At 40.1% G+C, this 24,597-nt stretch carries 25 protein-coding genes; 13 read left to right on the forward strand and 12 right to left on the reverse strand.

The genetic code is table 11. From position 1 onward, the window contains the following. Window positions 1-55: 55 nt before the first annotated feature. The gene (locus PSE60_RS15965) at window positions 56-385 is read left to right on the forward strand and encodes a HigA family addiction module antitoxin (RefSeq protein ID WP_272666014.1); all 330 of its coding nucleotides are present in this window, start codon (window positions 56-58) and stop codon (window positions 383-385) included. 51 nt (window positions 386-436) lie between these two features. On the opposite strand, the gene adiA is transcribed toward PSE60_RS15965, so the two are convergent. Continuing rightward, window positions 437-2,704 (reverse strand): arginine decarboxylase, encoded by a 2,268-nt coding sequence (gene adiA / locus PSE60_RS15970; RefSeq protein ID WP_272666015.1) that lies wholly within the window; start codon window positions 2,702-2,704, stop codon window positions 437-439. A gap of 104 nt (window positions 2,705-2,808) precedes the next feature. Continuing rightward, window positions 2,809-3,669, reverse strand: a complete 861-nt coding sequence (locus tag PSE60_RS15975) for a MurR/RpiR family transcriptional regulator (RefSeq protein ID WP_004265935.1) — start codon at window positions 3,667-3,669, stop codon at window positions 2,809-2,811. 257 nt (window positions 3,670-3,926) lie between these two features. On the opposite strand from PSE60_RS15975, the gene murQ reads away from it, so the two are divergent. Together murQ and murP are read left to right on the forward strand one after the other, a co-directional pair. Beyond that, complete coding sequence (murQ, locus tag PSE60_RS15980; protein WP_210839332.1) at window positions 3,927-4,838, forward strand: N-acetylmuramic acid 6-phosphate etherase; 912 nt, start codon at window positions 3,927-3,929, stop codon at window positions 4,836-4,838. Between the two features lie 27 nt (window positions 4,839-4,865). Continuing rightward, window positions 4,866-6,332 (forward strand): PTS N-acetylmuramic acid transporter subunit IIBC, encoded by a 1,467-nt coding sequence (murP, locus tag PSE60_RS15985; protein WP_272666016.1) that lies wholly within the window; start codon window positions 4,866-4,868, stop codon window positions 6,330-6,332. A gap of 75 nt (window positions 6,333-6,407) precedes the next feature. Here murP and PSE60_RS15990 read toward each other — a convergent pair whose 3' ends face one another. Then, window positions 6,408-7,013, reverse strand: coding sequence for a LysE family translocator (locus PSE60_RS15990; RefSeq protein ID WP_004265943.1), 606 nt, complete (start codon window positions 7,011-7,013; stop codon window positions 6,408-6,410). A gap of 101 nt (window positions 7,014-7,114) precedes the next feature. Here PSE60_RS15990 and PSE60_RS15995 point away from each other — a divergent pair, with 101 nt between their 5' ends. The 3 genes from PSE60_RS15995 to PSE60_RS16005 all read left to right on the forward strand — a co-directional run bounded on the left by PSE60_RS15995 (window position 7,115) and on the right by PSE60_RS16005 (window position 9,361). After that, window positions 7,115-8,098 carry a hydrolase gene (locus PSE60_RS15995; RefSeq protein ID WP_272666018.1) on the forward strand — a complete coding sequence of 328 codons (984 nt, stop codon included), beginning with the start codon at window positions 7,115-7,117 and terminating at the stop codon, window positions 8,096-8,098. Then, a complete protein-coding gene (locus PSE60_RS16000; RefSeq protein WP_272666019.1) occupies window positions 8,095-8,313 on the forward strand; it encodes a YheU family protein in 219 nt (72 codons plus the stop codon). The genes PSE60_RS15995 and PSE60_RS16000 overlap by 4 nt, the downstream gene beginning before the upstream one ends. A 178-nt stretch (window positions 8,314-8,491) precedes the next feature. Continuing rightward, the gene (locus tag PSE60_RS16005) at window positions 8,492-9,361 is read left to right on the forward strand and encodes a phosphoribulokinase (RefSeq protein WP_004265947.1); all 870 of its coding nucleotides are present in this window, start codon (window positions 8,492-8,494) and stop codon (window positions 9,359-9,361) included. Between the two features lie 90 nt (window positions 9,362-9,451). Here the strand turns inward: PSE60_RS16005 and PSE60_RS16010 are convergent, their stop codons facing one another. Continuing rightward, window positions 9,452-9,853, reverse strand: a complete 402-nt coding sequence (locus PSE60_RS16010; protein WP_004262554.1) for an OsmC family protein — start codon at window positions 9,851-9,853, stop codon at window positions 9,452-9,454. Between the two features lie 356 nt (window positions 9,854-10,209). Here PSE60_RS16010 and crp point away from each other — a divergent pair, with 356 nt between their 5' ends. Then, complete coding sequence (gene crp, locus PSE60_RS16015; protein WP_004262556.1) at window positions 10,210-10,842, forward strand: cAMP-activated global transcriptional regulator CRP; 633 nt, start codon at window positions 10,210-10,212, stop codon at window positions 10,840-10,842. 194 nt (window positions 10,843-11,036) lie between these two features. Then, window positions 11,037-12,266 carry a hypothetical protein gene (locus PSE60_RS16020; RefSeq protein ID WP_272666020.1) on the forward strand — a complete coding sequence of 410 codons (1,230 nt, stop codon included), beginning with the start codon at window positions 11,037-11,039 and terminating at the stop codon, window positions 12,264-12,266. 63 nt (window positions 12,267-12,329) lie between these two features. Here the strand turns inward: PSE60_RS16020 and PSE60_RS16025 are convergent, their stop codons facing one another. The 3 genes from PSE60_RS16025 to ppiA form a co-directional block, all read right to left on the reverse strand. Continuing rightward, window positions 12,330-13,544, reverse strand: coding sequence for an aspartate aminotransferase family protein (locus PSE60_RS16025; protein ID WP_272666021.1), 1,215 nt, complete (start codon window positions 13,542-13,544; stop codon window positions 12,330-12,332). A 129-nt stretch (window positions 13,545-13,673) separates the two neighbouring features. Continuing rightward, the gene (locus PSE60_RS16030) at window positions 13,674-14,249 is read right to left on the reverse strand and encodes an aminodeoxychorismate synthase component II (RefSeq protein WP_004265957.1); all 576 of its coding nucleotides are present in this window, start codon (window positions 14,247-14,249) and stop codon (window positions 13,674-13,676) included. Window positions 14,250-14,681: 432 nt separating this feature from the next. Beyond that, on the reverse strand, window positions 14,682-15,254 hold the full coding sequence (gene ppiA / locus PSE60_RS16035) for a peptidylprolyl isomerase A (protein ID WP_272666022.1): 573 nt from the start codon (window positions 15,252-15,254) through the stop codon (window positions 14,682-14,684). Window positions 15,255-15,575: 321 nt separating this feature from the next. Here ppiA and yihA point away from each other — a divergent pair, with 321 nt between their 5' ends. Beyond that, window positions 15,576-16,187: a ribosome biogenesis GTP-binding protein YihA/YsxC gene (gene yihA / locus PSE60_RS16040; protein WP_272666023.1), complete on the forward strand. Its 612-nt coding sequence runs from the start codon at window positions 15,576-15,578 to the stop codon at window positions 16,185-16,187. A 111-nt stretch (window positions 16,188-16,298) separates the two neighbouring features. Here yihA and PSE60_RS20655 read toward each other — a convergent pair whose 3' ends face one another. The 5 genes from PSE60_RS20655 to PSE60_RS16060 all read right to left on the reverse strand — a co-directional run bounded on the left by PSE60_RS20655 (window position 16,299) and on the right by PSE60_RS16060 (window position 21,818). After that, entirely contained in the window at window positions 16,299-16,346 is a 48-nt protein-coding gene (locus PSE60_RS20655; protein ID WP_438361642.1) for a hypothetical protein, read from the reverse strand. Window positions 16,347-16,684: 338 nt separating this feature from the next. Then, a complete protein-coding gene (gene polA, locus PSE60_RS16045; RefSeq protein ID WP_272666024.1) occupies window positions 16,685-19,477 on the reverse strand; it encodes a DNA polymerase I in 2,793 nt (930 codons plus the stop codon). Window positions 19,478-19,892: 415 nt separating this feature from the next. Beyond that, entirely contained in the window at window positions 19,893-20,513 is a 621-nt protein-coding gene (dsbA, locus tag PSE60_RS16050; RefSeq protein ID WP_210837234.1) for a thiol:disulfide interchange protein DsbA, read from the reverse strand. Window positions 20,514-20,546: 33 nt separating this feature from the next. Next, complete coding sequence (locus tag PSE60_RS16055) at window positions 20,547-21,542, reverse strand: serine/threonine protein kinase (protein ID WP_247605334.1); 996 nt, start codon at window positions 21,540-21,542, stop codon at window positions 20,547-20,549. Window positions 21,543-21,548: 6 nt separating this feature from the next. Continuing rightward, on the reverse strand, window positions 21,549-21,818 hold the full coding sequence (locus PSE60_RS16060; RefSeq protein WP_004262581.1) for a YihD family protein: 270 nt from the start codon (window positions 21,816-21,818) through the stop codon (window positions 21,549-21,551). 216 nt (window positions 21,819-22,034) lie between these two features. On the opposite strand from PSE60_RS16060, the gene mobA reads away from it, so the two are divergent. The 4 genes from mobA to PSE60_RS16080 all read left to right on the forward strand — a co-directional run bounded on the left by mobA (window position 22,035) and on the right by PSE60_RS16080 (window position 24,566). Continuing rightward, window positions 22,035-22,622: a molybdenum cofactor guanylyltransferase MobA gene (gene mobA / locus PSE60_RS16065; RefSeq protein ID WP_272666026.1), complete on the forward strand. Its 588-nt coding sequence runs from the start codon at window positions 22,035-22,037 to the stop codon at window positions 22,620-22,622. 2 nt (window positions 22,623-22,624) lie between these two features. Beyond that, window positions 22,625-23,143, forward strand: a complete 519-nt coding sequence (mobB, locus tag PSE60_RS16070; protein WP_210837232.1) for a molybdopterin-guanine dinucleotide biosynthesis protein MobB — start codon at window positions 22,625-22,627, stop codon at window positions 23,141-23,143. A gap of 75 nt (window positions 23,144-23,218) precedes the next feature. Next, window positions 23,219-23,917: a helix-turn-helix transcriptional regulator gene (locus PSE60_RS16075; RefSeq protein ID WP_210837231.1), complete on the forward strand. Its 699-nt coding sequence runs from the start codon at window positions 23,219-23,221 to the stop codon at window positions 23,915-23,917. 49 nt (window positions 23,918-23,966) lie between these two features. Then, window positions 23,967-24,566: a glutathione S-transferase family protein gene (locus PSE60_RS16080; RefSeq protein WP_272666027.1), complete on the forward strand. Its 600-nt coding sequence runs from the start codon at window positions 23,967-23,969 to the stop codon at window positions 24,564-24,566. Window positions 24,567-24,597: the final 31 nt, after the last annotated feature.

The raw sequence follows: 24,597 nt of genomic DNA on the forward strand, positions 1-24,597 counted from the left end.
AAAGTTAACAGTAGTTTTCTAAGTTTAAGATATTAAAAATAGAAAGGAGAAAACCATGCAAGCGACGAGAAAGCCAGCCAGTGTCGGCGATGTGTTGCTTTATGAATATCTAGAGCCAACAGGGCTAAAGATCAATGAGTTATCCGAGTTATTAGGCGTCCATAGAAACACGATTAGTGCCCTTGTTAATAATAACCGTAAATTATCAATCGATTTGGCATTCAAACTGGCAAAAGCGTTTAACACCAGTAAAGATTATTGGTTGAATCTTCAACAGTCCGTTGATATTTGGGAAGTTAATAATGACCCTCGTTTGCAAGATGAAATTAATAACGTGATGTATTACAAAGATTTTATGAATAAAAAACAAAAAGTGACCGCCTAATCTGTTAAGTGATCCCCCGACTGACTCGGGGGAACTCAATCTTTGTGCATTTTAGTTTTTCACACACATCACATAATACTGGCCATCAATAATTTCAGTACCTTCGGTTTCGTGTTCAAAACCAGGGAATTCGCTATCCCATGCTTGAAGACTATGTAAATAGCCGATATGTGGGCTATTTTTATCGCCAAAGCTTTCCCCCGATAACAACATTGGGATACCCGGTGGATAGGGAATAATCGAGTTAGCAGCAATACGCCCGGCGAGTTTATCTAAAGGAACCGACTCAACACGGTTAGCAACAATTTCTTGATAGGCATCGCGTGGGCTCATCATCACGGTAGGGAGTTGCTCATAAGCCTGATTTAGTTGACCTCCAGGGTTATTTTTTTGTAGATACACAAACATTTTATTCCCTAAATCACGTAGCCCCATCTCACTATAGATCTCAGGAGCCGCTTCAACAACTTCAGGCAATACCTTTTTCAGTGCCGTATTATTGTCATAGTGGCGCTTAAACGACAGCAGCGCATTGACCAATGTCCCCCATTTTCCTTTCGTAATTCCCATCGAAAACAAGAACATAATTTGGAAATCGGTCGTACGGGTTGGCACAATACCATAATGATTTAACCAAGCTGTGACTAAAGCAGCAGGAACTCCGCTATCCAGTAATTTACCGTCATCTCCCATCCCCGGCGACAAGATACTTACCTTAATTGGGTCAAGCATCGCCCAATTTTCAGGGATATCTTTAAAACCATGCCATTTATCTTCAGGATTCATCACCCAGCAGCTTTGCTCTTTCATCAACAGTTCAACAGGGGCATCTTCAAATGCATAGCGTTTACCTGTTGCTGGGTCTTTCACCATTTCTTGATTCCATGGTTTGAAAAACCACTCATCATCATTGATAAATTCTTTGTATAGGTAACCCAGTGATTGGCGGAAGTCGATGGCTTCACGGATAACTTCATCAGTGAGTGAACGCCCGCTGTTGCCGTCCATCATGTCTGCGGCAATATCATTCGAGGCACAAATTGCATATAGCGGCGAAGTGGTCGCATGCATATGATAAGCTTGGTTAAAACGATTAAAATCAATCGCATTACGGCCATTTCGAACGTGGATAAATGAAGCTTGTGAAAGTGCATTCAATAATTTATGCGTAGAGTGAGTCGCGAAAACGGTCGGCTCATCGTCTTTTCTAGGGTCATCACGCATCGCAAAGTGGTCACGATAGATAGGGTTAAAGCGCGCGTAGCCGTACCATGCCTCATCAAAATGAATCCTATCCAATGATTCATCTAGCAAATCTTGAACTTTACGTGCGTGATAGCACACGCCATCGTAAGTACAGTTGGTTACCACACTATATACAGGGCGTTTGCCTATTTTATCCGAAGTTAATGGGTTTTTAGCGATTTTTTCAGTAATCGCTTCTGGTGTCATTTCTTGAGGGTAAATCGGGCCAATAATGCCATAACGATTTCGGCTTGGCGTCATATAAACCGGTTTTGCTCCGGTTAAAATCAAACCTTGCTCAATAGATTTGTGGCAGTTACGGTCAATGACAACAACGTCATCATCTGTCATACAAGCTTGCATAATAGTTCGGTTCGAACCTGATGTTCCCACGACCACTGAATAAGATTGGTCAGCACCAAAAATACGGGCGGCATTTCTTTCACATTCACCAAATGCGCCGGTATGGTCTAACAGTGACCCCACGGCAACTCGCTCGATACCAATATCGGTACGAAACAAGTTTTCTCCAAAGAAATCATGATATATGCGACCCGCGGGGGTTTTGGTGAACCCAACACCGCCCTGATGACCCGGTGCTGCCCATGAATATTCATGTACATCACTGTATTTAATCAAGCTTTTCATCAAAGGGGGCAATAAATTAGCGCGGTAGCGGATAATCGCGGCGAGGACACGACCTGCGATAAAATCAGCGGAGTCCTCTAAAATCCAAGCAAATTCATCAACTTGCTCCATCATTTTACGGTCAAATGCCGTCAAAGCTTCTTCACGATCACTTAATAAAAAAACAGGAACATCTTCTTGTCTGCGGTGAAGTTGGGTAATTAATTGATGTGCCTGAGTTTGTTCTTGCTTGTCTGACATATCTCGGCCATATAACAAGCAATCAATACTGGTATTTGATCGAATGTATGCCATCCCATCTTCAAAATTACGAATGATCACGGTTTCTACGTGCTCATCTTTAAGTTCACTAGCGAGTCTTGCTACAGCATGGCTAATCACGGAGTCGTCATCGGTTAATTCCGTATAAACTATGAGTGCTCTCATTAATAACTCCCTTTTAACTTTTTAAAATCAAAATACTTATGATATTAGTCTTAACGCAAATAAGGTTTGATTGCAAAGTTATCGATGAGGATTCAAGCCATCAATCATTCATCTAATTTATTAATAACTACTCTTGCATTCATCACTAACGACTTTGCTTTCGCTTCTCGCCGTTGCAATAACGCCATAAAAATCAGGTCAGTAAGCGTATTTTGTGCAGTTCTTGATGAAATCGACGAACTACGCCATTCATCTTCCTCCGCGATACTTTCAAGAACATAATCAGCAATTTGCCCCAGTGGTGAATCACAGTCACGCGTAATCGCGATGACACATGCCCCTTGCTTACGTGCAATATTCGCTGCTGTTAGCATGTCTTTACGCTTCCCTGTAAAAGAAATAACGATTTGTACATCATGGGCATTGAGAGTGAGTGCCGCAGCAATTTGCACATGATGGTCTGACTCCACGAGCGTTGTGATACCAATTTTTTGTAATTTATAACTTAAATCTTTTGCAGTTAAGCCTGACCCACCAATACCGACAATCTGTACTCTCTGTGATTGGTCTATTCGCTCAACAATGCGTTCAAACTGCCTGAAATCAATTAACTTTGTTGTTTCTGTGATTGAATGATTTTTCTCCATTGCCAATTTCTGAGCAACAACCATCAAGTTATCATCAGGTGCAATACGGTTATGTAAAGCGGAATGAGGGGCTCCCTCTTTCAGTTGCTGGCGACCAATAATCTCACTAAGTGCAAGCTTCAAGGCAGGGTACCCCTTTACCCCGACTTTTTGACTAAACTTAACGATGGCAGATTGGCTGACATCTAAAATTTCTGCTAATTGCTGAGACGATAAATTCAGTACATTTTCGGGATTTTCAAGGATAAATTGCGCAATTTTGCGTTGGTTTTCCGCTAATCGCGGTAGTGAGTAGGTAATGATGTCCAATAATGTCATGGTGACCTCTAATAATAGTTGTAATAGCCAGACCTATAAATAAAAAAAATAATAATAAATTATTCCTCAACCAAGTCACTGATACCTGATAAATAATACTTATAATTCAAAGGGTCGTAACTTTAGTCCGTAAAATCGATCACAAAATATTCTTGTATATTCACAAGATAGAATAGATAGCACCGTGATATTAGTCACATATAAGGAATAAATAATTCCTTAATATTAGCCCAATAACTGATCTAGGAGCAATTTTTATGACTATCGACTTAAGCAAAATGGTAACTGAAAGCCGTAATGCAGCCAGTACTAATATCGACCAACTATCAACGGCTGAAATGCTAAAGGTCATTAATGATGAGGACAAGCTCGTTCCGTTAGCGGTTGAAAAAGTGCTCCCTGAAATTACCCAACTGGTTGATAAAGTCGCAGAAGCCTTTTTAAAAGGCGGTCGTCTGATTTACTCAGGAGCAGGAACCTCTGGCCGTTTAGGGATTCTTGATGCGAGTGAGTGCCCGCCGACTTATGGAACGCCCCATGAGCAAGTTGTTGGTTTAATCGCCGGTGGTCATCAGGCTATCTTCCGTGCCGTAGAAAATGCAGAAGATAAGCCTGAACTGGGCGAACAAGACCTCAAAGATATCCAATTTAATGATAATGATGTGTTAGTGGGTATCGCAGCGAGTGGTCGAACACCTTATGTATTAGGGGCTTTAGCATACGCGAATGCTGTTGGTGCAACCACAGCTGCCATTAGCTGTAACCCAAATAGCCCAATTGCCAATGCCGCAGATATTGCTATCACCCCCGTTGTCGGTGCAGAAGTTGTCACAGGTTCTTCACGCATGAAAGCAGGAACTGCACAAAAATTGGTGCTCAATATGATCACCACTGGGGCAATGATCCGCATCGGAAAGGTATTTGGTAATTTAATGGTTGATGTTGAAGCGACAAACGCAAAACTCATTGAAAGACAAACAAAAATTGTGATGGAAGCGACCGACTGTGACCGAACTACTGCAGAAACCGCCCTTCAACAATGTAATCGACACTGCAAAACTGCCATTTTAATGGTGCTATCGGGCTTGAATGCCGATGATGCACGGCAACTGCTCTTAGACAACAACGGTTTTATTCGTACGGCACTCAATATGGCCTCATCCGCCTAACTTGCGGATTTTAATGGGATAAATAGTATGGCTAAAATAACAATAGAAATGATACAGCAGATCCTACAACACGTTGGAGGACGCCGTAATATTAAATTAGCGGGTAACTGTATGACCCGTTTGCGGCTCACACTCAACAATGACCAGCTAGTGGATAAAGCCGCGCTCAAACAAATCGCAGGGGTGCTTGGTGTCATTGAGAGTGATGAACAGCTGCAAGTGATCCTTGGCCCGGGTAAGGCACAAACTGCCGCAGACTTGATGAACCAATTGTTGGATAACGATGAAGAGGATAGCCTTGAGGCAACAACCCAGCCTCAGGATTTAAACGACATTGCCTCCGCAAATAAGCAGCAACTGAAAAAGAAACAAACCAGTGCCGTTCACCGATTTTTATCCAAATTTGCCACGATATTTACACCGTTAATTCCGGGCTTTATTGCTGCCGGCCTACTATTAGGCTTTGCAACTCTAGCTAAACAAACCTATTTCCCAGCAGGGCTTCCGACAAAGCCTGAAGAGCAGACCCTACTCGTACATACTATTTTATATATGTCAGTATTTAGCAAAGGACTGTTTAGCTTTCTAAGTATTCTCATTGGTTATAACACTCAAAAAGCCTTTGGCGGTAGCGCAGTAAATGGTGCCATCATTGCTTCACTATTTGTTCTTGGATATAACCCTGAAATAGCCAAAGGGTTCTATTCTGACATGAATAGCTTCTTCGGGTTGGCTATCGACCCAAGAGGTAACATTATTGGGGTATTGATTGCGTGTATTTTTGGCGCATGGGTTGAAAAACAGGTACGCAAAATTATCCCAGCGAACCTTGATATGATTTTAACCTCAACAATTACCTTATTAATTGTTGGTGCTGCTGTGTTTATCTTTATCATGCCAATAGGTAGCTGGTTATTCTCTGGCATGTCATGGCTGTTTGTTCATTTAAGCAGCAACCCATTCGGAACTGCCATACTTGCTGGGCTATTCTTAATTGCAGTCATGTTTGGCGTACACCAAGGCTTTGTTCCGGTATATATGGCACTCGTTGAAACTCAAGGTTTTAACTCACTCTTCCCTATCCTAGCGATGGCAGGTGGCGGCCAAGTGGGTGCAGCAATGGCGTTGTATGTTAAAGCCGCAAAAGATTCAGTGTTACGTAATCAGATTCGCGGGGCTATCATTCCAGGTTTCTTAGGTGTCGGTGAACCACTTATTTACGGTGTCACCCTTCCGCGGATGAAGCCATTTGTCACCGCATGTTTAGGTGGTGCTGCAGGCGGTTTCTTTGTTGGATTAGTGGCTTGGATGGGTTTACCGGTTGGTTTAAATACCGTCTTTGGCCCTTCTGGCTTAGTCGCTATCCCAATGATGACGTCAGCTGATGGAGTGTTCCCTGGAATGTTAGTTTATGTGGGCGGGTTATTCACATCCTACTTATTCGGTTTTATTTTTACTTATTTTTTCGGAACTAAGAACGTCGATTTAGACTAATAATTCGATTAAACAAAAAAGCAGCCCATTGGCTGCTTTTTTATGGGTTATATAAACTGCACTTTTATCAGAAAATCATTCCAACCAAATCAGGGGAACGCACAAAGCCGTTAAAATCCCCATCACCCAGTTAAAAATAAACCAAGCACGGCGGCTACGCAAAAATAGGCTGATTAATGAACCAAACCCCATCCAGATTAAACCCGCCACTAAGTTAACCACCACAAATGCGATACTCATCATTAAAATAGATTGGGTAAATAACTCACCGGGTAAGCTAAATCCCCCCACCGCCCCTAAACCCATCATCCATGCTTTCGGGTTTAAAAACTGTAATAAGCCACCTTGATACCAAGTAACGCTTTTCGCAACTTCGCTATTCGTCTTCAGTGGTGCATAATTTGCCGTCGCTGTTTTCCATGCTAGCCATAACAGGTAGATACTTCCGGCGACTTTTAAGGCGATATGAATCGCAGGATAGAGCAATAAAAGTGCAGCAATACCGAATGCAGAAAGATAAAGTATGGATTGCATGCCCAACATAATACCAAGGCATAATGTAATCGTATGGCGAAAACCGTAGTTTGCTGCACTTGACGTTAGCAACATGTTGTTAGGGCCGGGTGTGACTGCTGCAATGAATAAAAACGTAAAAAGAGAAAAAATCAGCCCCAGTGTCATTTATAATTTAGCCTCAAACTCAAATTTGTTTACTTGCATCACAAAAAAATAACAGTATGTTATGTGACTCACAAGAGTCTCCATTAAATAAAAATAAGGCTATGTCAGAAAACTTTCGTCCAATAAGTTGGGCTAAAAATCCACATCTCCAAACATTACTGCCAAGGATTTTCCGTAGAACACCGAAAATCAAACCTATATGGCAGCGGCTTGAATTGCCTGATGGCGATTTTATCGATCTCGCTTGGAGTGAAAAACCCGAGCTAGCAGCGCATAAGCCACGATTAGTAATTTTCCATGGTCTAGAAGGTAATTTTAAAAGCCCTTATGCCCACGGAATGCTAGAAGCTGCCCAAAAACACGGTTGGTTGGGTGTGATTATGCATTTTCGCGGTTGTAGCGGAGAACCCAATCGCCAGCAACGAATTTATCATTCAGGTGAAACAAATGACGCCCGCTATTTCCTCCGTTGGCTAAAACAAACCTTCGGTGATGCGCCAACCGCTGCAGTCGGTTATTCTCTTGGTGGCAATATGTTAGCCTGCTATTTAGCTGAAAGTGGCCAAAATGCCGATGTCGATGCGGGTGTTGTAGTTTCTGCCCCGTTGATGTTAGAAGCCTGCTCTTTACGCATGGAAAAGGGCATTTCTCAGTTTTATCAACGTTATTTACTAAATGGATTGAAACGCAATGCCACCCGGAAATTAGTCCGTTATCCAGGCTCATTACCCTTAAACCTCTTACAATTGAAGCAGCTTAAGCGGATCCGTGAGTTCGATGATGTGATTACTGCTCGTATTCATGGATTTGATGATGCGACAGATTATTATCAAAAATGCAGTGCATTACCCAAATTAGCTTATATCACTAAACCAACGCTAATTATTCACGCCAAAGATGACCCATTTATGGCGCCTGAAGTTGTTCCTGATTTATCATTTTTACCCCACAATGTGGAATACCAAATGACAGAACATGGCGGGCACGTCGGCTTTGTGAGCGGTACATTAAGAAAACCACAAATGTGGTTAGAAACCCGTATTCCTCAATGGCTAACCCCTTATTTAGATAAGGAAATAGTGTGATTATTCCTTGGCAAGAACTTGAGCCTGAAACATTGGAAAACCTGATTGAGAGCTACGTATTGCGTGAGGGAACCGACTACGGCTCCCAAGAAAAAAGCCTACAAGATAAGGTTAACGATGTGAAACGACAGTTAGTTTCTGGCGAAATTGTGCTAGTCTGGTCTGAATTGCATGAATCGGTTAATTTCATGCCTAAGGGAAGTTTTTCTGTATGATGTTTTTATTCCATGGTTCATTTTTACGTCATCTTCTGTCATAAATTAAGTTGCGTGTTTTCCAGCATAATCATGTCGTAAAACCATCAAATAAGGCTCACAACCCTAACACCCGTTAATCCGCTTCATGCACTATTGATTAAAATAGTGCTTATAAGCGCAGCACAGGGAGTCCACGATGTCTAAAAAGCACCCAATCATTGCTATCACCGGTTCGAGTGGGGCTGGCACAACGTCAACTAGCCAAGCATTTCGTAAAGTTTTTCACCAATTAAATATCCAGCCTGCAACATTAGAAGGGGATAGTTTTCACCGCTATACACGCCCTGAAATGGATATGGCTATCCGTAAAGCCAGAGAACAAGGCCGGCACATCAGTTACTTTGGCCCCGAAGCGAATGATTTTGCTTTGCTTGAACAAACCTTAGTTGACTATGCAAAAACGGGTTGCGGACAATCCCGTAAATATCTACATACTTACGATGAAGCGGTACCTTATGGCTTGCAACCTGGGACATTTACCCCTTGGGAACCACTGCCAGACAAAACGGATATTTTGTTTTATGAGGGGCTGCATGGTGGTGTTGTCACACCGGAACATAATGTCGCACAACATGTTGATTTACTTGTTGGTGTTGTCCCTATAGTCAACCTAGAATGGATCCAAAAATTAATCCGTGATACGACAGAGCGAGGGCACTCCCGTGAAGCTGTTATGGACTCTGTCGTACGTTCTATGGGCGACTATATTAATTACATCACGCCACAATTTTCTCGCACTCACATCAATTTTCAACGCGTTCCAACGGTAGACACTTCTAACCCATTTTCGGCTAAAGCTATTCCATCACAAGATGAAAGCTTTATTGTGATCCGTTTTCGTGGGCTAGAACAAATTGATTTCCCCTATTTGCTATCAATGATATCTGGCTCTTTCATTTCTGCAATGAATACAATTGTCGTCCCCGGAGGAAAACTAGGTTTAGCCATGGAATTAATTATGGCGCCAATAGTCGAAAAACTAATTAATCAAAAGAACAACAATTAAATTATTTTTTGATTAATAAATAAGATGCTTATCATTAATTAAGGTAAGCATCTTTTAATTCAAATATACCAATAAAAATTAAATTTATTATTAGTTTTTTATTTCAAAGCTGTGTGTGACTTCAACGGTTTTCTCTAACATCAATGCGACTGAACAATATTTTTCAGCAGAAAGTTGAACGGCTCGTTCGACCGCTTTTTCCGTTAATTCATTCCCTGTTACAATAAAATGTAAATGGATTTTCACAAAATAACGAGGGGCTTCTTCGCGACGCTGTGAGGTTAATTTCACCTCACAATCCGTAATATCATAGCGGCCCTTTTGTAGAATCGAAACGACATCAATCGCGCTGCAACCACCCGCAGCCATTAGCACCATTTCCATTGGGCTTGGGGCTTTATCACCTGCATTACCGTCCATCATCACTTGGTGCCCAGACGCTGACTCCCCTAGAAAAGAAAGTCCTTCAACCCACTTAACTCTTGCTTCCATTATATTTCCCCTTGAAATGAAATCGGTTTAAAGGCTACATTGTTCCATAGATACAATGAATGTTATATCAACTTTATTTGGCTGAAGCGATACAGGGAAGACTTTCTTTATTGGATATGCTACAAACAATACTTAGTTGATAGGATTAAGATCAAAACTCAACGGTTTAATTGATCATATTATAGTGTTGATATCAATTTGCGTTACCCAAAGCAATCAAAAACGCTGAAGCAATCAGCTGTTAGATTATTTAAAGGTATATAAGGCAAATTAATATGCTAAGCTAGTGACTTTAAAGCCAGCCTTTCTAGTATGTTTTTCTGAATGGCTGCAATAACATACAGAGGATAACGCTAATGGTTCTCGGCAAGCCACAAACAGACCCTACTCTTGAATGGTTTTTGTCACACTGCCATATTCATAAATATCCATCCAAGAGCACTCTTATCCATCAGGGTGAGAAAGCAGAAACCCTTTACTATATCGTTAAAGGTTCGGTGGCTGTTTTAATTAAAGATGAAGAAGGCAAAGAAATGATCCTCTCTTACCTGAATCAGGGGGATTTCATTGGTGAGCTTGGGTTATTTGAAGAAGGGCAAGAACGTACTGCGTGGGTTAGAGCCAAAATAGCCTGCGAAGTTGCTGAAATTTCTTACAAAAAATTCCGTCAATTGATTCAGGTAAATCCTGATATTTTAATGCGCCTTTCTGCGCAAATGGCTAGTCGCTTACAAACAACATCTGAGAAAGTCGGTAACCTCGCATTCTTAGACGTTACAGGCCGTATTGCTCAAACGCTATTAAACTTAGCTAAACAACCTGATGCAATGACACACCCAGACGGTATGCAAATCAAAATTACTCGTCAGGAAATAGGCCAAATCGTGGGTTGTTCCCGTGAAACAGTCGGCCGTATTCTAAAAATGTTAGAAGACCAAAACCTGATCTCCGCACACGGTAAAACCATCGTTGTTTATGGTACTCGCTAATTAACCTTTCAGCCTCGCTCTCTTGGCGAGGCATGCAATTTAAAATAACGTTATACCTCTGGTATAACGTTATTTTTTCTTATCCATAGCCTATTTATATACTTTCATTAATGAGTGTCGTTTCTTTATATTTTTCTAGCTAATGATCACACTAAGATAATGGTAACAAAACTATTACTAGGAGATTATTAGTCGTGGAGTTAAATACTAAAGTAAACAATATAAAAAGTTCACCTAATTATATGGATAATAAAAAAATTACATCCAAAAACCTTTCATTTATTGAAGGGTTAAATATTATTAATCCATTAAATACAGGAGGTTATAAGAAAGTAAATTTCGCTATTAAAACTTGTGAGTTTTACAAGAGAGAACAACCCGAGCTAAGCCAACTCCCTTATTCACAACCTGTTGGAAAAATCAAAATTCCTTATATTTATCAAGAGGAATATTTGGTTTCCCCATCAAATGTCTTTAAAAATAATATTACAACAGAAAATAATTCAACAAAAAATATTAAACTGGAAAATACTCCTATGAAAACTAGCAACTCTAATGCAGAGTTAATTAATACTACCAAAAAAAATTTTTTAGTTAAAGATTTCGGTATCAATAAGTTAAAACATTTTTTCCATGAGTCTATTGAAAAAATAAAATCTACTAGCAAAATTCAAAGTTTAATTATCAAAAATAAAACAATACCAAGAAATGAAGATATCTATCATGTTAGATTTTATAATAATAAAGACGCTAACAGTATCATCATGCAAAAAAACAATAAAGAAACAGAGTGCATTGACTTAGAATGGGATAGCTACACCGAAGAACCAAGCTACTTTTTGGGTACATTAGATGAATCAGCGTATCCAAGTTATGAAAATTTAAATTTTGGCTTAAGCCACGATAGTTTTAAAAAAACTCTCCATCTTACTAACTTTCATTCGAGCAATGAGAGCTTAAACTCTAATTCCTCTGGTTATCAGTCAGATAGCAATCCCTCTTTAGGTAATTCAGTGTGCTTTTCAGATGACTTTCTACATCAAGAGAAAAATAAAAACATTAGATTAATAAGTGAAAATTTCAGTAATCTAAATAAAAATGAAATTACAGATAATAAAGCGAACAAAACCAGACTACCTGAAAAAGAAAAAAATAGGACAACTAAAAAACTAAAACAAACACAGGCAGAAAAAATGGAGCAATTAGCCAAAGGAAATAGTTCAACAGGTTATACTCATCCCTCTCGTCGAAATAAAATAGATAACTCAAGTGGAATGAAAAAAATAAAACAACTTGATAAAGAAATAGCTAAACTGGAAGTTTTGAAAAAAGAATACCAAGAAATGGCTGTTATGACTTCAACACATGAAAAAAAAATTGAACAATTAGTATTAGAAGCTAAACAAAGTATCGTAAAAAAGTAAAAAATTTAATCAATAAGATGTTTATTGCAGAGGCAAAATGCCTCTGCAACTTTACTCTACAATTTAACCCAATAACTTACCAATCGCCGTTTCTAATTTCGCCATGCCGCTATTAATTTCTTCCTCGGAAATAATCAGTGAAGGCGTAAAACGTAAAACATTCGTGCCAGCATTGAGCATCATCAGACCTTCTACTACACTAGCTTGCAGGATATCTTTCGAACGGTTCAATAGTTTGCCGTCTAATTCAGCGCCAATTAATAACCCCATTCCTCTGATCTCAGAAAAAATGTGATATTTATCATTCAGTTTATTTAAATGAGCGACAAATAATTCACGACGCTTTTCGACACCATTTAATACTTCCTCAGTATTAATAATATCAAACGCCGCATTACCTACTGCACACGCTAGGGGGTTGCCACCATAGGTGGTGCCGTGCGAACCCACTTCCATGGTTTTTGCCACTTCTTCAATGGTGATCATTGCACTAATAGGGAAACCGCCACCCAATGCTTTTGCCGTGGTTAAAATATCAGGCACAACATTGTAATGCATATAAGAAAATAACTTACCTGTACGCCCCATGCCACTTTGTACTTCATCAAAAATCAGCAAGGCATTATTTTCATCACACAGTTTACGAACTCCTTGCAGAAATTCCGCTGTCGCTGCGGTTACACCACCCTCACCTTGTACTGGTTCAAGAACTACTGCGCAGGTATTTTCATCAATCACTGCTTTGACAGCATCAAGGTCATTAAATGGTACGTGAATAATATCCGCCGGTTTTGGCCCAAAACCATCCGCATATTTTGCTTGCCCACCGACCGAAACAGTAAATAATGTGCGTCCGTGGAAAGCTTGTTTGAAAGCGATAATCTTAGTTTTATAGGGGCTGTATTTAGTAATAGCGTAGCGGCGTGCTAATTTAAACGCAGCTTCGTTAGCTTCTGAGCCAGAATTCACAAAAAACGCGCGGTCAGCAAATGTCGCATTTGTGAGCTTTTGTGCTAACTTTAACGCCTGTTCGTTGGTGAAAATATTACTGACATGCCATAGCTTTTCGCTTTGGTCACGCACAGCAGCCACCAAACTAGGGTGGCAATGCCCCAAAGCAAGAACAGCGATCCCACCAGCAAAATCAATATATTCTTTACCTTGCTGATCCCAAACGCGGCTACCTTCGCCTTTAACTGGAATAAATTCCGCTGGCGAAAAAATAGGCAACATAACTTGATCAAAAGTTTGCCGATTTACTACTGGTTGCTCAGACATACCCCTCACCTGCTCTTATTTAATGCAATTATGAAAATATAAGCATTAAATATGAATAAAAAATCAAAAAAGAGCAATAGCAAAGGGCATAATATGCATAATTAATTTTTTCTGAATACGATTGCTAAATTAATATTTTAGAAAATTATTTAGTAATTCATGGCCTTGTTCACTCAGAATACTTTCAGGATGGAACTGAACACCTTCTATAGGCAAGGTTTTGTGCCGTATTCCCATGATTTCATCAACATCGCCATTATTCAGTGACCATGCGGATACATCAAAAGAAACAGGAAGAGTCTCTGCAGCAATCACCAGAGAATGGTAGCGTGTCACCGTCAAAGGGCGGTTTAAGCCCTTGAATACACCTTGATGGTTATGGTGAATGGCAGAAGTTTTACCGTGCATGACTTCTCGCGCTTTAACGACCGATGCACCAAATGCTTGCCCAATCGCTTGATGCCCTAAGCAAATGCCTAAAATGGGAAGTTTACCTGCAAAGTATTTTATCGCCTCAAGGGAGATGCCAGCCTCATCCGGTGTACATGGCCCAGGTGAAATCACAAGGTGTGTAGGCGAAAGCTGTTCAATTTCTTCGATGGTAATTTCATCATTACGTTTTACTACAACTTCAGCCCCTAATTCACAAAAGTATTGGTATAAGTTGTAAGTAAATGAATCGTAATTATCAATAAGTAGAAGCATATTAGCCTATCCGACTGATTTTTATCATTATATATTATTTTCTTATGCATATTTTTATCGTGTTGGCAATCAGAACGATGATTAAAACACCATAAAAATAATAAGGGCGGCTATCATAGCACAGCCAAAGCAGGAAAATAGCCTATTTAAGTCAATGATTGTTTTTTCTCAGAGAAAATTTCCATATAAAAATCATGGGATTATGTTTACATCCCTATAACAAACTCGCATTTTGACTAAGAATTACTTTAAATACAATGAAATAAGAGACTGTTAAAAAGCAGCAGGCGCTGACACATTTTAGCTAACATAGTTAATAAAGAGAAACTCAAAGAGGAAGGAAAAACATTTTTTTAAGAAAAGTGGGCACGTTAAAGCAACCTACCCACAGTATTCGACACGATAGCTTTTAATGACTGTCGTTTTTAATTACTACGGTTTTTTAATCACTTCAGCAGAAATAATTGTAATAGGTTCAACTGGGACATTTTGGTATGGCCCTACGTTTTCCGTTTTTACTTTAGAGATTTTGTCTGCAACATCCATCCCCTTCACCACCTTACCAAACACAGCATAACCAAAGTCACGTTGGCCGTGGTCTAAGAAAGCATTATCAGCTACATTAATAAAGAATTGGCTCGTTGCGCTGTCTTTATTTGCAGTACGCGCCATAGAAATAGTACCGCGTAAATTACGTAAACCGTTATCCGCTTCATTTTTGATTGGAGCGCGGGTTTGTTTTTGCTGTAAATCTTTATTAAAGCCACCACCTTGAATCATAAAACCTGGGATTACACGGTGGAAAGTGGTTCCGTTGTAATAACCTTCATTAACATACTGAACGAAGTTTTCTGTCGTAACAGGGGCTTTTTTGCTATTCAGTTCTAATTCGATATCACCCGCCGACGTGACTAATTTAACATAAGTTTCACCCGCAGATAATGCAAGAGAAGATGCGCTCATTGCGCAGATGGCCAAAAGTGGCACAAAAATTCGTTTTAACATGTAAGGTCCCTTTCGTTATAGCTCATTACAACTGCAATCAAGCAATTCTAGAGTGAAGCCAACAAGAATGCTGAAGATTTACCTATATTTACGCCAAAAAATAAAAACACACCGAATGCGCTAAATTCTAGACTAATTTCAGTAAAAACGTCATTAATAATGGTTATTTTTCTATTATTACAATTTCGCAGGCTACAACACACACAAAATAATACCTGACACCAAGGAAAAGCGGTTAAGAGGATATTTCGAGTTGTCGGGAAGCGCTAAGCAAAGCTATAATCCTCGAGCCTTTTGAGGCTAACTCAGGGAGAACGACAAATGGCAATTAAAAATCATAACTACCAGATGGCAAAGTTTGTCATCAGTGCGCCCGATATCCGTCATCTACCTAAAGATACTGGAATTGAGGTGGCTTTTGCTGGCCGCTCTAATGCGGGGAAATCCAGTGCGTTAAACGCATTAACACAGCAAAAAAGCTTAGCACGTACCAGCAAGACACCGGGAAGAACTCAGCTAATCAACCTATTTGAAGTTGAGGAAGGCGTTCGCCTTGTTGACCTTCCAGGTTATGGTTATGCCGAAGTTCCTGAAGAAATGAAACGTAAGTGGCAACAAGCTCTCGGGGAATATCTCCAAAAAAGAGAATGCATTAAGGGGCTTGTTGTATTAATGGATATCCGTCATCCATTAAAAGACCTCGATATGCAAATGATTGAGTGGTCTGTCGCAATGAATGTGCCAGTTCTGGTTTTACTCACTAAAGCAGACAAATTGGCTTCTGGAGCAAGAAAGAAACAGTTAATGGAAGTGCGTCAAACACTTGCTCCACTTGAAGGGGATATTGAAGTCGAATACTTTTCAGCACTGAAAAAGATTGGTGTCGATAAACTCCGCATTAAGCTAGATAGTTGGTATAACACACCGGCTTGATTCCTTTTGCAGTGAGCCAGAAATGGCTCATTACGCCCTCATATCTTCTAATTCGCTGAATTTTAGATAAAAAAATGCTCCAGTCAAATACTTGACTGGAGCAGCTAATATTCAGCTAAATCCGATTACGTGAAGTAAAAGGTCTGAAAGATAGAACATCTTACCTCTGTACCCTACGCCTATTAATGTACTTTATTTTTCGCTCGAAAAAAAGCCTTTTTGTAATTTTTTTTCAAAGCTGTCTACGATTCAGCACGATAACATGAATAAAATAAGATAAAAAACGGATTTTAATTACATATTTATGAGATGCATGTCGCATAAAAATGTTATCCATTTCCTAGGGTTTCACCAAAAAATAATTGATTTACTGCAGAGTTATACTAAATTTCTAGTAAATAATTTCAAATGCATAATTATCTGTTATGCCTTCGCTTGAACATAAAAAAACCCCCAATAACGTATTGGAGGTTTTGTAGATTCAATATTATTAAAAATTAATGGGCTTCATCCCAGTTATCGCCTATCCCCACATCCACTTTTAATGGTACATCCAGCTTCATGCTTTGTTCCATTAACAACTGAACCTGAGCTTGGACACGCTCTAACTCAGACTCTTTGACCTCAAAAACCAATTCATCGTGAACTTGCATTAGCATATCTGCATGTGGTTTTTCGGTTTGCAGCCAATTATCAACAGCAATCATGGCTTTTTTAATGATATCCGCTGCAGTTCCTTGCATTGGTGCGTTGATCGCTTCACGTTCTGCGGCTTTACGGCGCATCCCATTACTGGATTTAATATCTGCCAGATATAAACGGCGACCTTCGAGGGTCTCTACATAACCTTGTTCAGACGCTTGTAAGCGTGTGTTTTCCATATAACGCAATACACCAGGGTAGCGTTCAAAGTAGAGATCCATATAGCGCTGAGCTTCACCACGAGGGATCCCTAATTGACGTGCTAAGCCAAACGCACTCATGCCATAGATAAGCCCGAAGTTAATTGCCTTAGCACTACGGCGTTGGTCACTGGTGACTTGTTCCAGTGGTACACCAAAGACTTCAGCGGCCGTTGCTTTATGGATATCTTTCCCTTCCGCAAACGCAGTTAATAGGCCTTTATCTTGAGATAAATGCGCCATAATACGTAATTCAATTTGCGAGTAGTCCGCCGCCATCACTTTGTAGCCTTCACGAGCAATAAAGGCTTGGCGGATCCGGCGCCCCTCTTCAGTTCTAACTGGGATATTTTGTAAGTTAGGATCCCGAGAAGACAAACGCCCTGTTGCTGTGACAGCTTGGTGGTAAGAAGTATGAACACGCTGAGTACGCGGGTTAATCATCAGAGGCAGTTTATCCGTATACGTGGATTTTAATTTGGCTAAACTACGGTGCTCAAGCAACAATTTTGGCAATGCATGATTCAGCGCCAATTCTTCAAGCACTTCTTCATTCGTCGACGCTGCCCCACTTGGCGTTTTCTTTATCACTGGCAATTGTAATTTTTCGAATAAAATCGTTTGCAATTGTTTTGGTGAAGCGAGGTTAAATTCTTCCCCCGCAAGTTCGAAAGCCTCTTTTTCCAGCTCAGCTAAACGGGCAGTAATCACTTTTGACTGCGCAGCAAGCACATTTGCGTCAATTAAAACACCTTTGCGCTCCATGCGAACTAACACTGGCACAAGTGGCATTTCAATATTTTGGAAAATATGATTAAGCTTTGGCTCCGCTTCTAATTGTGGGTATAACGCTTGGTGCAGTAATAACGTGACATCTGCATCTTCTGCTGCATAATTAGCCGCTTCTTCTAAGGCAATTTGATTAAATGTCAGCTGTTTTTTGCCCTTACCCGCGATTTCTTCAAAGCTCACAGTTTTGTGGTTTAAATGGCGATCGGCCAAACTGTCCATATCATGGCGCCCCATCCCCGCAACACTATTTAACACATACGATTCCAGCATGGTGTCATAACCGATACCTTTTAATTCAATACCGTAGTTTTCAAGAACTTCTGCATCATATTTCAAGTTCTGGCCAACTTTGAGAATTTTTTCACTCTCAAGTAAAGGTTTCATAACGTCCAAAACTTCTTCTAGAGGGAGTTGTACTGGCGCATCAAGGTAATCGTGGCCTAATGGCAAATAAGCAGCATGTCCTGGCTCAATTGCAAATGACATGCCCACTAAACGGGCTTCTTGGGTATCTAAGCTATCGGTTTCAGTATCAAAAGCAAATAATGATGCCTTGCTCAGTTTCTCAACCCAGCGCTCTAAATCTGCTTTTTCTAAAATCGTTTGGTAATTTTCAGCACTCAATGTTGGCGTTGTTGGGGTTGATGGCTTGGCAGCTGACATTGCTGGCGTTGGGCTCACTTTTGTACTTGTGCCTTTCCCCTCCATCCATGTCCCATTTTCAACATCCGTTAACCAACGTTTAAATTCATAACGGCTGAATAATTGATGTAACTTATCCACATCTGGCTGAGCAACTTGTAACTCTTCACAGGTTTTTTCCAGCTCAACATCCGTTTTAATCGTCGCTAATTGATATGATAAAAAAGCAACATCACGGTTTTCAGCCATTTTAGGGGCTAAAGTTTTAGAGCCTCTAAAACCTAATGGAGCGATAGCTTCAAGGTCATTATAAATTGCTTCTAAGCTACCAATACCTTGCAGTAAGGCTAGCGCTGTTTTTTCGCCCACACCAGGCACGCCGGGAATGTTGTCTGATGAGTCGCCCATTAGTGCTAAGAAATCGATAATAAGCTCAGGCGGGACACCATATTTTTCTTTGACTTCATCAGGCCCTAGAATAGTGTTATTCATGGTATTAATGAGCGTAATATTAGGCTCAACTAATTGTGCCATATCTTTATCGCCCGTACTGATTAACACTGGCATACCTTTTCGGCTTGCTTCACAGGCTAATGTTCCGATGACGTCATCGGCTTCTACCCCAGAAACAACAAGCAAAGGCAACCCCATCGCTTCCACCATTTCATGCAATGGGGCGATTTGAGCGCGCAAGTCATCAGGCATCGGTGGGCGATGAGACTTATAGCTTTCGAACAATTCATCACGAAATGTTTTTCCCTTCGCATCAAAGACAACCGCTACATGGCTAGGTTTATACTGCATAATTAAACTACGTAGCATATTGAGCACGCCATACATTGCCCCTGTAGGCTCACCAGCACTATTGGTCAGTGGAGGGAATGCATGATAAGCACGGTATAGGTAAGAGGAACCATCAACCAAAATAAGGGGGTTTTCTGCAATCTGAGCCATAATCTGTCATCATCTTTTAGTCAGGAACGAATGCTAATAGGATGCCATAATGTCGCCTCAGATACATCCCAAGTTTTATATTCCGCTTAATCGCGTTGTTAAAAGCACACCAAATCATTCACGATTTTAAATACATTATTTATTAAGATTAGTTAAAATTATTATTTACAATTAACTTAATCACACCAATGTACTAAATGCGTGACTAATATCCTGTGGATAACCTTGTGTGTAAAATTATGTTATTCCGTAAATTCAATAAGTAATACGATAACCGAGAGTAAAAACAGGAAAGTAAAATCAAAGGGTTAGCACAAGATTGAGTGAATTTAATACAGCTTAGAGAATGTCTTAGAATTGTGGATATTGATAGGAGAAAAAAGACGATGGCAAATTTACCACCGTCTATTTGCGATTATTTTTTACTGACTAAGAAGTTCACAACGTTAGAGAACTCTTTGCCATAATCAGCGGCATTATCAACTGAGATACCGTTATTACGAACTTGGTATTTACCATCAACAAATAATGCAGGAACACCGCGCAGTTTTAAGTCTTGCGCTGCATTTTGCTGTTTCGCAACGATAGATTTTACAACGAAGCTATTTAAAGCTGCATCATACTCTTCACCAGAAATACCGGCTTTGATAAAGGCATTACGAATATCTGCTTTGCTGTTGATAGTTTGCGTTTTTTGGATACCTTCAAACAAAATAGGCGTCACTTTGTCTTCTGCTTTCAGGACAATCGCAACAGCCCAAGCTTGGGTTAAATCAGCACCTAAAGGACCGAGAAAATCAACGTGATAACGTTCCATTTTCACGCCTTCTGGCAAGTTTTTCTCTACGGTTTGAGGCACTTTATACACGCTCTCAAATTGATAGCAGTGTGGGCAATAAAATGAGAAGAACTCCAGAACTTGTGGCAAATTCGGTACAGCTTTAACATCAGTATACTCTTTACCTTCCGTGTAGTTTGCCGCTGCAGCACTAAAAGACATGGCAATACCAAGCAAAGCCAACATAATTTTTTTCATAGACTACATTCTCCAAAAACAAAAACTTAAAAGTTAAAACTGAGGGGTTAACTGCAAAGGGGCGTCTTGCAACCGTTCAATCTGTTGATTAAATTCGAGCGATTGTTTTTGCCAAAAATCATCAGCTTGTAGCCAAGAAAATGCTCGAGGAAATGCTGGGTCTTGCCAACGACGGATAATCCACCCGAGATAATGTACCATACGCATTGCCCTAAGAGGTTCAATAAGCTTCAGCTGTTTTACATCAAAATCACAAAACTCATTATACGTTTCTAACAACGTATCCAATTGAATGACTTGTTCTTGGCGAGAGCCATTAAGTAGCATCCAAAGGTCTTGAATTGCAGGCCCGTTTCGGGCGTCATCAAAATCCACCAGCCAAGCTTCATCACGCCATAGAATATTGCCTGGGTGGCAATCACCTTGTAAACGAATAGATGAAATTGAGCTAGGCCACTGCAATTTTACTTGTGCAATCAATGCATCTAATGACTCTATAAATTGGGACTTATAACGTTCTGCAATTAAAGGACTCGATGCTATCACTTGGCGAGGTTGTGCCAAATATTCATCGAGACCTATTGTCGGACGAAATGCAAAATTTTTACGCTGACCAATTTGGTGTATACGCCCTAATAAGTGGCCGACACTTTCTAATTGAAACAAGTTATCTGTTTCATATTGTCTGCCGCCGACACTCGGAAAAATTGCAAATATAAACCCACCAAATTCCAATACCGTTTGCCCTGCAAATTCAAGAGGTGCAGCTACAGATAACCCTTCATCTTGAAGCTCTAAAGTGAAATCATGTTCTTCTTGAATTTGTGAACGATTCCAACGCTCGGGACGATAAAATTTAACCACATAGCGTTGCCGATTTTCGTCTTGAAACTGATAAACTCGATTTTCGTAGCTATTTAATTCAAGCAGCCCAGATTCGGGGTAAACCCCGACTTCCATTAAGGCGTCTAAAATTAAGTCAGGGGAAATTCCACTAAAATGGAAATTCGAATGTTCTATTTGATCCATCGCGTTTTAATCTTTAATAATGCCACGGGCACGCAAAATAGCGGTTTTAAAGTCATCTTCATAATCTTTTTTTAAACCTGGGATCGCTTCATTGCTGTCCGAGCCACGCATTTTTAAATGATAAATCAGCACATCATCTGTTAACTCAGATAAACTGCCTTTAAAACCTGCTTCGTCAGCCAGTTTTTGCAATAATTCAACCAAGTTTAAATCTGAATTATCTTTCCAGACAGGGTGCAGAAGCTCAATAACTTCATTTAAGCGATGGCATTTCATGTTTATTCCTTTATCACGAATATTCGATACAAGTTACCAATAATCATACAAGAGAAAAAGCTAACTGTTGTCAATCTACGTAAAGTTTAACTGCAATACGCAGGAATATTCATTGATTTTATAGCAAAATAGAATAAATTTTAGTAATTACTATACTCGAAAGTGTTTTCTCGGAATGTTGAAACATTTTCTTGAAGATATTCAAGGATATTGAACATGTCATTTCGTCAGTCAATAACCGGTGTCATACTTGCAGGCGGCCGAGGAAGCAGAATGGGTGGGCAAGATAAAGGCTTAGTCCCTTTACTCAGTAAACCACTCTACCAGTATATTTTAGCGCGTTTAAGCCCCCAAGTGGGCCAAGTCATCATCAATGCAAACCGCAATCAAGCGCGTTATCGAGAGAGCCAGTTGACCGTTATTTCTGATTTAAATCACGATTTTTCCGGTCCACTCGCTGGAATGCAAGCTGCACTACACTATGCTAAGACAGAGTGGTTGCTATTTGTACCTTGTGACGTTCCTGATTTTCCACTTAATTTAGCTAAAAAAATGTTTAGTGAGAAAGGCACTCACCTTGCCTGTTACGCACAAGATAATGAACGAGAACATCCAACATTCGCTTTACTGCACAACTCGCTTAAAACTCGCCTTGATGATTACCTTGCAAGAGGCGATCGCAAACTGATGCTATTTATGCGTGAAATCGACGCAAAAGGTATCATTTTTACGTCAGAATCTGACACGTTTATTAATTTAAATACTCTGGAAGATAGCCGTCTATGGGAGCGGCAACGAAAATAGCCATGAATCACAATACGCTACCTCTACTTGGCATTACCGCTTATAGCGGCACTGGCAAAACAACATTATTAAAAAAAGTGATCCCGTTACTTCGCAAACGTAATGTTCGCGTTGGTTTAATTAAGCACACTCACCATGACATGGAAGTGGATAAACCGGGCAAAGACAGCTTTGAATTACGTAAGGCAGGTGCAGACCAAACACTCGTTGCTAGTGAAAAACGCTGGGCATTAATGACTGAGACCCCCGACGCTAATGAAATGGATCTACGCTATTTAGCCAGCCGTTTCGATCCCTCATCATTAGATCTGATCCTCGTTGAAGGATTTAAACATGAAACGATCGATAAAATCGCGTTGTTTCGCTCTGAGGTGGGTAAACCCCTTAATGGCTTGATAGATAACTATGTGGTTGCTGTTGCAAGTAATGAAATCATTGATACTCACGTGCCGCAATTAGATATCAATAACCCGGAGCAAATCGCTGATTACATTGTGTCTTGGTGGCAAAAAAGTCAATAACTCCCTAATACTGCGTTTATTTTTTGGCGCAAATAAGCGCGGTTTAAATTCATTAAAAATAACCTAAAGACGCTCATGACTCGTACTCAACGTTTACTGACCTTATTGCAGATACTCAAAGAGAATCGCTACCCTATTACCGCTGAAGCACTTTCATCACAACTGCAAGTCAGCGTGCGTTCTATCTATCGAGATATTGAATCTCTACGTGACCAGGGTGCTGAAATTATCGGGGAAGCCGGTATTGGCTACCAATTAAAAACGGGTCTGTTATTACCGCCTTTAGCTTTCGATGAAAATGAACTTGAAGCCTTAACATTAGGTTTACGTTGGGTAAAAAGTAATGCAGACACCGAACTAAAAAACTCCGCAATACGGGCAATAAGTAAAATTAATGCCGTAGTAGCAGGTCATTCACAGAAAATCCTAAATCAAAATACCTTATTTGCACCTACCACACATTTCTATGAAATTAACGACATCATCGTTAAAGACTTACGTTTAAGTTTACGAGAAGAATGCAAAGCCAAAATGACTTATCTTGACGGACAAAACCAGCCTAGTGAACGAATTATTTGGCCAATTGCGATTGGTTATATGAAAGATTCACAAGTACTGGCTGCTTGGTGTGAATTACGGAAAAGTTACCGCCACTTTCGTTTAGACCGCATTCAATCTTATTGTGCTCTTACTGACAAACTCCCTTATCCAAAAAACTACCTGCTAGAACGCTGGCAAAAAGAAGTATTGTGCGTCTCTCCTGACAATTTCTGACACTCAGCTCCCTTATAGTAAGCGTTCAACTTCATATAAGGAAATCACCATGAGCGAACTGGTTCTTTTTACTAATTCAATGTCACGTGGTAACACAGTCGACCTACTATTAAAAATTTTAGACGTTCCTTACAAGCGTATTGAATTAGGTTATGGTGCAGATATGCATACGGCTGAATATCTTGCAATTAATCCGATGGCGAAAGTTCCCGCACTTGTTGATGGTGATGCGATTGTGACGGAAACGGCGGCAATTTGTCTCTATCTAGCCGATAAATTTATTGAAAAAGGCTTAGCGCCTGCATTGAATGACCCTAAACGTGCAGATTATTATCGCTGGTTCCTATTTACTGCTGGGCCCATTGAATCCGCATTCACTATCAATAACTTAGGGATTCAATTAGATGAAGAGCAGCAAAAATCATCTGGCTTTGGCTCTGTCGAACGCACAATGGCCTGCTTAGAAATCGGTTTAAACAATGCTAAACCGTTTATTTGTGGTGAGCAATTTACTGCTGTCGATGTGTATGTCGGTGCATTTGTGATGTTTTTAGTCAAATACCAAATCATGGAAACCACCCCTGCGATGCAAAAATACCTTGATAGCTTAGCGACTATTCCTGCGATTGCAGAACTGTTGACAAAATAATGCCAAAAAAAAGCTAAGCTCAAATGAACTT

The organism is Providencia sp. PROV174 (genome assembly GCF_028480685.1).
Taxonomy (GTDB): Bacteria; Pseudomonadota; Gammaproteobacteria; order Enterobacterales; family Enterobacteriaceae; genus Providencia; species Providencia rettgeri.